Source organism: Sphaerospermopsis reniformis (assembly GCF_005402885.1).
In the GTDB taxonomy this organism is placed as follows: domain Bacteria; phylum Cyanobacteriota; class Cyanobacteriia; order Cyanobacteriales; family Nostocaceae; genus Sphaerospermopsis; species Sphaerospermopsis kisseleviana.
Window position 1 is genome coordinate 1 of sequence record NZ_BJCE01000224.1, and the last position, 8,944, is coordinate 8,944.

Below are 8,944 nucleotides of genomic sequence, written 5' to 3' on the forward strand. Positions count from 1 at the left end.
CATCTCAACCCCCAAGCGCAGGTAGTAGGAATTGATTTAAGTGCTGGTACTCTAGAAGTAGCTAAGAAACGCTGTCAAAGTTCTGGCGCTGACCGTGTAGAATTTCATCACCTGAGTATTTATGATGTGGAACAAATACCAGGACAATTCGATTTAATTAACTGCGTTGGTGTGCTTCATCATCTACCAGATCCCATTCGTGGTATTCAAGCATTAGCGAAAAAACTCGCTCCTGGTGGATTAATGCACATTTTTGTATATGGAGAATTGGGAAGATGGGAAATACAACTAATGCAAAAAGCGATCGCCCTTCTCCAAGGTGACAAACGTGGTGACTATCGGGATGGTGTGCAAGTCGGCAGAAAAATATTTGCCTCTCTACCAGAAAATAACCGTCTTGTCAAGAGAGAAAAAGAAAGATGGGCAATGGAAAACCAAAGGGATGAATGTTTTGCCGATATGTACGTACATCCCCAGGAAACAGACTATAATATTGATACATTATTTGAATTAATAGACGCTTCAGAATTAGACTTTGTAGGTTTTTCTAATCCAGGATTTTGGGATTTAGAAACACTATTGGGTAAAGCACCAGAGTTAATAGAAAGAGCAGGAAATTTAGGCGATGCCTCCGGCGGGCTACGCCAACGCCAACGTTACCGCCTAATAGAATTACTGAATCCAGAAGTAACACATTACGAATTTTTCCTCACTCGTCCCCCATTAACCAAATACGACTGGACAGACGATAACAGCTTATTAGCAGCAACGCCAGAACTCAACCCTTGTATAGATGGGTTTCCCAGCAAATGTATATTTAACTATGATTACCAAATCATCAAATTATCAGATGCGGAATTTGAGTTTATGCAGAAATGTAATGGTGATGCCAAAATAGCCGATATTATCAAACAAACAGAGTTAGATTTAAACGGAGTCAGAAAACTAATAAAACAGCAATTACTTTTATTAACACCTGAATATTAGGTGTAGAGAATACTATGTAGGGTGTGGATAATCAATTCTAAGAAAGCCAAAATTCAGGAAGTTCATCCACATCTTCCACCAAAAAATCTCGATACACCCAGATACGAGAAGCATGATAAAGATCACTAAGAATAGGTTTTGCTACACCATTTTTATCCCAAGGTTGAAGATCAGAATCTAATTCACAGAAACCCACCCATGAAAATCCTTGTTGTTGCAAATCTTCAGCCCGGACAAGAATTGCCGCCAATACCGCCATATCATAAGGTTTTAATGAAGTATCCATTGCACCAATAGACACTTGCCTTTCTACTGGACTTTAGACTAAAAGAGAGCGATCATTTTCCCTGAGTCATTTTGTGTTTTTAGTCTAAAGTTCAGTTATATAACAAGGGAATTGGGAATTGGGAATTGGGAATTGGGAATAAATTCATTCTTCCCAATCACCCATCACCAAAAAAATATCACTCACCCCCTGAAAAAATTTGAGAATGAGCGATATTGCTAATAATCGAAAAAGTGCTAATTCCTAAAAGAAAGCAGCTTGATGACGAATCAAATTCAAAAATTCTTCACGGGTTTTTTGCTCATCTTGGAAAACACCAACCATAGAACTGGTAACAGTCCAAGAACCAGGTTTTTGTACACCACGCATCACCATACACATATGGGTAGCTTCCATCACTACAGCTACACCCTTTGGCTCAAGAATAGTTTGCACTGCTTCGGCAATTTGGCGAGTTAGTCTTTCTTGAACTTGTAAACGACGAGCATACATTTCCACAATTCGCGCCAATTTACTTAAACCGACAACTTTTTGATTCGGGATATAAGCAACGTGCGCTCTACCCATAAATGGCAACATATGATGTTCACAAAGACTGAAGAAATTAATATCTCGCACTAACACCATTTCTTCATGGCCTTCATCAAAAATCGCCCCATTCACCAGTTCTTCTAAGGATTGGTTATAACCACTGGTGAGAAATTTCATAGCTTCAGCTACGCGCTTTGGTGTTTTTAATAATCCTTCTCGTTCTGGATCTTCTCCAACACCGATCAGCATTGTCCGCACGGCTTCCATCATTTGCTCCGTGCTTTCCTCTGAGGGTGGGTGCAAATCTGCCTGTTTACCATTATGGGTATTGCGGTCAGGTCTGCTACTGATCACTTGCGCTAAATCAGGAATCAAAGGAGATTGTGAGCGATTAGAACCGTTAGAACTAGCAATAGTCATGGTATTAGTCTTGGTAATTGATAATTGATAATTGACAATTGATAATTGGTAATTGGTAATTGGTAATTGGTAATTGGTAATTGGTAATTGGTAATTGGTAATTGGTAATTGGTAATTGGTAATTGGTAATTGGTAATTGGGTTATTTATCTTTTTCCCAGTCACCAGTCCCCAGTCCCCAGTCACCAGTCCCCAGTCACCAGTCCCCAGTCACCTGTCACCTGTCACCTAACAATTAAAGAACACCAGCATTAGACATCAATGTTAATTCTTCAATGACTGCTTCTTGTGGTAATAAAACAGTGTGCAGAATTGTCTGAGCTACTATTTCTGGAGTTAACATTTTGGTACGGTCAAAGTTAACATTAACTGTTTCCGTATCCCAAATTTCAGTATTGACAGCACCCGGACAAATTGCTGTTACACGAATGCCGTGGACTCGTTCTTCTTGTGCCAATGTTTGAGAAAGGGCGAGTAAACCAGCTTTGCTGACGCAGTAAGCCCCCCAACCAGCAAAAGCTTGTTTGGCAGCTATTGAGGCAATGTTAATAATTGTCCCTTTACCTCGTTGCCTCATTCCTGGCACAATTGCCATCATGCACTGAAAGACGCTGGTAATATTTAAATCCATTACCCGCTGCCAGTCTTCTAAGGAAGTATCGCTTAAATTGGCAGTGTATCCTATACCGGCATTATTTACCAAAATGTCTATGTCGCCAAATTCATCGGCGATCGCCTGAATTTTGGTTTTTACTTGGGCAACACTACCCAGATCAACGGTGAAAGCTTTTGCTTCTACTCCTATTTCTTTTGCTACTGCTGCTACCCCTTCTAACTTCTCCTGAGAACGGCTGACTAAAGCAACATCTATTCCCGCCTTGGCAAAGGCTAAAGCCGTTGCTTTGCCTATTCCACTGCTTGCACCAGTAATTAAAGCGCGTCTTTTCTGCTCAAAACTCATGGTATCTCCAATTTTTTTGGCAGTTTTGCTATTCACTACCTACCCAATCAGTTAAATAATTCTTAAAATCAGTTGATTTTATGCTCAATATTGCTAGAATCGTTTATCAATATGGGTATATTGCCTGTTATCAGCCTTACCTGTCAGATCCGAAAGTCTTGACGTGAATAATTAGGCTTTTATATCAGGCTGTTTCATGAATACACAACAAAATGCCTATAGCTGCTCAGATTGTTAAGAATCTTTAAGCTATAGGCAATTATAGCATTGTTGAATTGCTAATCAGATATAGTTATTATTTTTATTGAGCAATTTCGGTAAACACACCAATTTTTCTAAATTTCTCATAGCGCAGTTGACGGCGCTCGGCTGGTGTTAAGCGGTTAAGTTCATCCAAATTATCTAACAAAGCTTGTTTGAGGGTGGTAGCTGTGGTTAAGGGGTCAGAATGAGCGCCACCGATAGGTTCTGGTAAAATCTGATCAATAATGCCTAAGTTTTTGAGATCGTGGGAAACGATTTTTAATGCTACTGCGGCTTGGGGTGCTTTAGCTGCATCTTTCCACAAAATAGCAGCGCAAGCTTCTGGGGTAGCAACGGTATAAACCGAGTGTTCAAACATCAGGAGGCGATCGCCTACACCAATACCCAAAGCACCACCAGAACCACCTTCACCAATGACGGTACAGAGAATTGGCACATCAAAACAAAACATTTGCCGTAAATTATAAGCGATCGCTTCACCTTGTCCTTGATGTTCTGCTTCTATCCCCGCCCAAGCACCGGGGGTATCAATAAAGGTAATAATGGGCATACCAAATTTATTGGCGTGTTCCATTAACCGTAATGCTTTACGGTAGCCTCCAGGTGCAGCCATGCCAAAATTCCGGGCGACATTATCTTTAGTATCCCGGCCTTTTTGATGACCCAACATCACCACAGGTTGTCCACCCAAACGACCCACACCACCCACTAAAGCTGGATCATCACCTCCACAGCGATCGCCATGTAACTCCATCCATTCATCACTAATCGCCTGGATGTAATCTAATGTACTAGGACGGCGCGGATGTCTTGCCACTTGCAGTCTTTGAGATGGTGTCAAACTGCTAAAAATTTCCTCCCGCAGTTGCATCGCTCTAGTTTCCAGTTGGCGAATTTGCCCGGAAACATCCACACCATTTTCATCTGCTAGTTGCCGAATTTGATCAATGCGAGTAGCCAGTTCTGCTAAAGGCTTTTCAAAATCCAATAATAGGGGTTTGCGTTCAGTAGTTGCCATAGTTAGGGAATAGTGACTGGGGACTGGGGACTGGGGAATAGTGACTGGGGACTGGGGACTGGGGAATAGTGACTGGGTAATCAATTTTTTTCATGTTTCCCAATCACCAATCACCAATCACCAGCCTCTAAACTAATAATGGTCTAAAACCATGTTTAAGCGATAGTTGACCAATATATTCCATTTTGTCTACGGTAATCTGATTGCGCCCCCAAGAAAAGTTAGTGTATAACTTCTCAAATTCCAATAACATTGATTCCGCAAAACAAGCAAACAATTGCCGTTCTGGAACTTCCATATTCACGATTTTCATAATTTTCCAGTCAATATCCAGGGAATGCTCCACAATTCCACCATTTAACACATACACACCTGGATGCTGAATTTTTGTCCCTAAGTTTTTAGGATAGCCACCATCAATCAATAAACATGGTTGCTTTAACACTGTGGGGTCAATTTCTACACCTTTGGGCATACTCGCCACCCAAACTACAATATCTGCTTGGGGTAGTGCCTCGTCTAAACCCATAATCTTACCACGTCCCAATTCTGCCTGTAGTGCTTGCAGACGCTCTTGGTTACGGGCGATCAATAGTAGTTCTTGGACATCTGTTTTTTTATCCAGCCAGCGAGTAACTGCACTCCCAATATCACCAGTCGCCCCACACACTGCTACAGTTGCTTTTGAAAGTTCTATTCCTAATTGCTGGGAAGCTGCTTCTACCTGACGGCAAATAATATAAGCTGTATGGGTATTGCCTGTAGTGAACCGTTCAAACTCTAATGTGACATTACGGACTTGTTGAAACTGCTCTAAATTAAAGTTCTCAAAAATAATTGAAGAAAACCCACCCAAAGCCGTAATATCAATACCATGCTTTTGAGCATGAGCCATAGCATTCAGTATTTTGCGTGTTGCAGCCTTAATCCGCCGATTTGCCAACATTTCTGGCAAAAAGCAAGACTCTACATATTTTCCTTCAATTTTTTGACCTGTTACGCTGGTAACGGTGATGTGATCAACTATTTGCGGCGGGGCGCTACACCAAAAATCTAGCCCTTGATCGGCATATTCTGGGTATCCCAATTCTTGAGCTACAGATTGAGCGTGTTCTAAACTTGTCAGATGTCCAATTAGACCAAACATTAGTGATATTTTAGGCGTGTGCTATACAAAGCTGGTTATTAGAAATAATCTCTAATTCTTAAAAATACTATATAAGGTGTCTGAATAATGAGTAATTCCTGAAAGGAGTCAGGAGTCAGGAGTCAGGAGTTACAGGAGTTCAGGAGTTTTGATTTTTTCCCAGTCACCAGTCCCCAGTCACCAGTCCCCAGTCCCCACTCCCCACTCCCCAGTGTCCCTAAACGGTTGCCAGTCCGTAGGCAGAAAGACGCATGATGTCACGGGTTGTAAAGCCAATGTTACTTAATGCTTCTCCGTATTGAATCATGAAGTCTTCTACCAAGGCATCTTTTTCCATGCCCAAGATTTTAGCATCATCAGCTACTTTGTTGAGCATTTGCCAGACAATAGGCAGGTTTTGACGGTTGGCTGCTTCTAATTCTGCTTTGGAATCTTCAAAGTTTGCTTCCAACCAAACCTCACCAAAGTTTAGATGACTATATTCGTCTTTAACTACACATTCAGTAATGTTGCGGGCAAAATCATCAGCTACAGGAATGTAGATGTTATAAGCTGCGATCGCAAAACATTCAATAATTAAAGATTGAATTAACAGACAAGTCACAACTTTACCGTCTGCTGCTGCTTTTTGGAAGTTTTCATGCAGTCCTGAGAAAAACTTCTTAGCAAACTGTATATCAGGAGTAACTGATAAATTGCGTCCACAAGCTTCAAAGCCTTTCTTGTGTTTGTTTTCCATCTTTGAAAGCTTGATCAGTTCATCTTTACTATTTGGCAACAGTTCAGCTAATCTGATGTAATTATGATATGCTTCTTCTTCCCCTTCAATTACAATCGCATTAATTCGGCTATAAGCATCTTTGTATTTTTCGCTCTGAAAATCAATTTCTTGAGTTTGTTCAACAAGTTGCTGCATAGTAGGTTGACTCCGTACCCCTAAATTATTTTGCTACTGAAATTTAATTCACCCACTCAATTGTGGGCAATCATCACTATTGTTTAATTTAACTTAACAAGAAGTTATGGTAATTAGATTAATTTTTACCAATTAGCACCCCATCAAAAGTCAAGTATTTCCATCCTTTATTCCCCGTTTTCTATAGTCTGACTAGGAAAAACCAATGATTTTGAAGTTATCAACCATGTCTAAACTCAACTGGAATTGGCAAAACACGAACTTTTGGAGCTTTTTACTGTTACTGCTAGGAGCATTCATAGTTTTACTACCATTATTCGTGGTTGTTCTCACTTCCTTTGCTCCTGTGGGTGCTACACCGGGAGTTGGGGGAGAAAATAACTGGACTTTGGCCAATTACCAGGAAGCTTGGGAACGAGGCAAGTTTTTACTGGCTTTTGCTAATTCTACCTTAGTAGCGATCGCAGTTACAGCTTTTCAGATTATCACATCTGCCCTGGCTGGTTACGCCCTCGCTAGGCTGAAATTTTGGGGTAAACAAGCAATACTACTAGTTATACTGGCCACTTTAGTCATTCCCTTTCAGTTATTGGTGATTCCCATTTTCCTGGTTTTGAAGTGGGGAAACATGATAAATACTTACTGGGCTTTAATTTTACCCACTGCGGTTAATGGTTTTGGGATTTTTCTGTTACGTCAATATTTCCAGACAATTCCCGTAGAATTGGAAGAAGCTGCTGCCATTGATGGAGCAAACCGACTGCAAATTTTATGGCAGGTAATGTTACCTTTAGCACGTCCCGCTTTAGTAACTCTATTTTTGTTCACCTTTATCGGTGAATGGAATGATTTATTTAAACCTTTGGTGTTTACAACCAAACCTGAATTAAGAACTGTACAACTGGCTTTAGCAGAATTTCAAGAACTGTTTACCAATAATTGGCCGCTGATGATGGCGGCTGTGACAATTGCTACTGTTCCTGTAATGGTGTTATTTTTGATTGGACAAAAGCAGTTAATTCGCGGTATTGCGACAACGGGGATTAAGAATTAGTCAGAATCAGGATATCCAGGATTTTAGGATTTACAGGATTAACAATTTGGTGATGATGAAAATTAATGTAAAGTAAGCCACTCCAACCAAACACATAAAAACACTAAACTCAAATTCTGTCATTAACAGAAAAGATGCAAAAGCTGGGTTTAGTTTTAATTATAGTCTCATTTTTACCCTGGTTAGCGATCGCTCTCATTTTACCATTTCTCCCACTTGCAGTTGCCCAAAAAGCCCTATTAGTACCAGCTTTATTGGTTTTTGCAGAAATTGTATTTTGGTTAGGTGCGCTACTTGTTGGTAAGGAAGTAATACAGCGATATCGGCGTTATTTGAATTTTCGTTATCTGCGAATATTGCTAAAAAGACGGAAACGGAAAAACAGAAAAAGATAGTACAGCAGGAGTCAGGAGTCAGGAGTCAGAATAAAAATCAAGTATACTTTATTTATCTCCCAAACAAATCATCCCTATACCATTTCTCTGTAACATTGCACTAAATCTTTAACGTCTTAATTTACTGTCTTCCTTTGTGTACTTTGCGTACTTTGCGGTTAGTAAAAAAAATTAACTGCAACTTCATAGAGAATTGGTATTAATCTAACATCCTGTAAATCCTTAAATCCTGAATATCCTGATTCAGACAATCAAAATTATCATACCCCATTTGTTAAAATAGGTCTTTAGAAATCTCTGTATAAAGTATAAACCCAGAACATGGCAGCACAAAAACTCAACGAAACCGAACTACAACAAGCCCTAAACAGTTTACCAGGATGGCAAATTAAAGAAGGCAAATTATACAAAGAATACAAATTTAAAGACTTTGCTACCGCTTTAGGTTGGATGGTAACAGCAGGTGTTTACGCAGAAACAATGGGACATCACCCCGAATGGTCTAATGTTTACAGCACTGTAAAGGTGAATCTTGTCACCCACGACATCGGTAATGCTATCAGTAATTTAGATGTCGAATTGGCGAAAAAAATGGAAGAAACATATAAATAGGGAATTGGTAATTGGTAATTGGTAATTGGTAATTGGTAATTGGTAATTGGTAATTCAATTTTGGATTTTGGATTTTGGATTTTGTTCACTCCAATCTAAAATCTAAAATCTAAAATCTAAAATCTAAAATCTAAAATTTTCTTCCCCAGTCACCAGTCACCAGTCCCCAGTCCCCAGTCACCAGTCACCAGTCACCAGTCACCAGTCACCAGTCCCCAGTCGCCAGTCAGCAGTGAGAGGTCACAAGTAATCAACAACTATTGAAGTGTAGTCAGTAGACGCAAACAGTACATCGACAACCAATACAAAGAACCAATGCCCAGACAGTCAAAGAGAACATACACACTAACAGCA

At 40.0% G+C, this 8,944-nt stretch carries 11 protein-coding genes; 5 read left to right on the top strand and 6 right to left on the bottom strand.

The window, feature by feature from the left end:
* A partial coding sequence (locus FFR48_RS22130; RefSeq protein WP_137668856.1) for a class I SAM-dependent methyltransferase occupies positions 1-987 on the top strand: 987 nt, incomplete at its 5' end.
* Between the two features lie 37 nt (positions 988-1,024).
* On the opposite strand, the gene FFR48_RS22135 is transcribed toward FFR48_RS22130, so the two are convergent.
* The gene (locus tag FFR48_RS22135; RefSeq protein WP_137668857.1) at positions 1,025-1,288 is read right to left on the bottom strand and encodes a hypothetical protein; all 264 of its coding nucleotides are present in this window, start codon (positions 1,286-1,288) and stop codon (positions 1,025-1,027) included.
* A 228-nt stretch (positions 1,289-1,516) separates the two neighbouring features.
* Positions 1,517-2,224: a GTP cyclohydrolase I FolE gene (folE, locus tag FFR48_RS22140; RefSeq protein WP_096572641.1), complete on the bottom strand. Its 708-nt coding sequence runs from the start codon at positions 2,222-2,224 to the stop codon at positions 1,517-1,519.
* Positions 2,225-2,346: 122 nt separating this feature from the next.
* Between folE and FFR48_RS30220 the strand changes: the two genes are divergently transcribed.
* Positions 2,347-2,478 carry a hypothetical protein gene (locus tag FFR48_RS30220; protein ID WP_268932456.1) on the top strand — a complete coding sequence of 44 codons (132 nt, stop codon included), beginning with the start codon at positions 2,347-2,349 and terminating at the stop codon, positions 2,476-2,478.
* Here the strand turns inward: FFR48_RS30220 and FFR48_RS22150 are convergent.
* The 4 genes from FFR48_RS22150 to FFR48_RS22165 form a co-directional block, all read right to left on the bottom strand.
* Positions 2,459-3,184, bottom strand: a complete 726-nt coding sequence (locus FFR48_RS22150; protein ID WP_137668860.1) for an SDR family oxidoreductase — start codon at positions 3,182-3,184, stop codon at positions 2,459-2,461. The two genes, FFR48_RS30220 and FFR48_RS22150, sit on opposite strands and share 20 nt — an antisense overlap.
* Positions 3,185-3,485: 301 nt before the next feature.
* Positions 3,486-4,466 carry an acetyl-CoA carboxylase carboxyltransferase subunit alpha gene (locus FFR48_RS22155; protein ID WP_096567293.1) on the bottom strand — a complete coding sequence of 327 codons (981 nt, stop codon included), beginning with the start codon at positions 4,464-4,466 and terminating at the stop codon, positions 3,486-3,488.
* Between the two features lie 127 nt (positions 4,467-4,593).
* Complete coding sequence (locus tag FFR48_RS22160) at positions 4,594-5,613, bottom strand: long-chain acyl-[acyl-carrier-protein] reductase (RefSeq protein ID WP_096567291.1); 1,020 nt, start codon at positions 5,611-5,613, stop codon at positions 4,594-4,596.
* A gap of 217 nt (positions 5,614-5,830) precedes the next feature.
* Positions 5,831-6,529: an aldehyde oxygenase (deformylating) gene (locus tag FFR48_RS22165; RefSeq protein ID WP_137668858.1), complete on the bottom strand. Its 699-nt coding sequence runs from the start codon at positions 6,527-6,529 to the stop codon at positions 5,831-5,833.
* A 226-nt stretch (positions 6,530-6,755) separates the two neighbouring features.
* On the opposite strand from FFR48_RS22165, the gene FFR48_RS22170 reads away from it, so the two are divergent.
* The 3 genes from FFR48_RS22170 to FFR48_RS22180 all read left to right on the top strand — a co-directional run bounded on the left by FFR48_RS22170 (position 6,756) and on the right by FFR48_RS22180 (position 8,590).
* Complete coding sequence (locus tag FFR48_RS22170) at positions 6,756-7,583, top strand: carbohydrate ABC transporter permease (protein ID WP_096567287.1); 828 nt, start codon at positions 6,756-6,758, stop codon at positions 7,581-7,583.
* A gap of 134 nt (positions 7,584-7,717) precedes the next feature.
* Positions 7,718-7,978 carry a transporter suffix domain-containing protein gene (locus FFR48_RS22175; RefSeq protein ID WP_137668859.1) on the top strand — a complete coding sequence of 87 codons (261 nt, stop codon included), beginning with the start codon at positions 7,718-7,720 and terminating at the stop codon, positions 7,976-7,978.
* Between the two features lie 321 nt (positions 7,979-8,299).
* Complete coding sequence (locus FFR48_RS22180) at positions 8,300-8,590, top strand: 4a-hydroxytetrahydrobiopterin dehydratase (RefSeq protein ID WP_096567283.1); 291 nt, start codon at positions 8,300-8,302, stop codon at positions 8,588-8,590.
* Positions 8,591-8,944 lie beyond the last annotated feature (354 nt).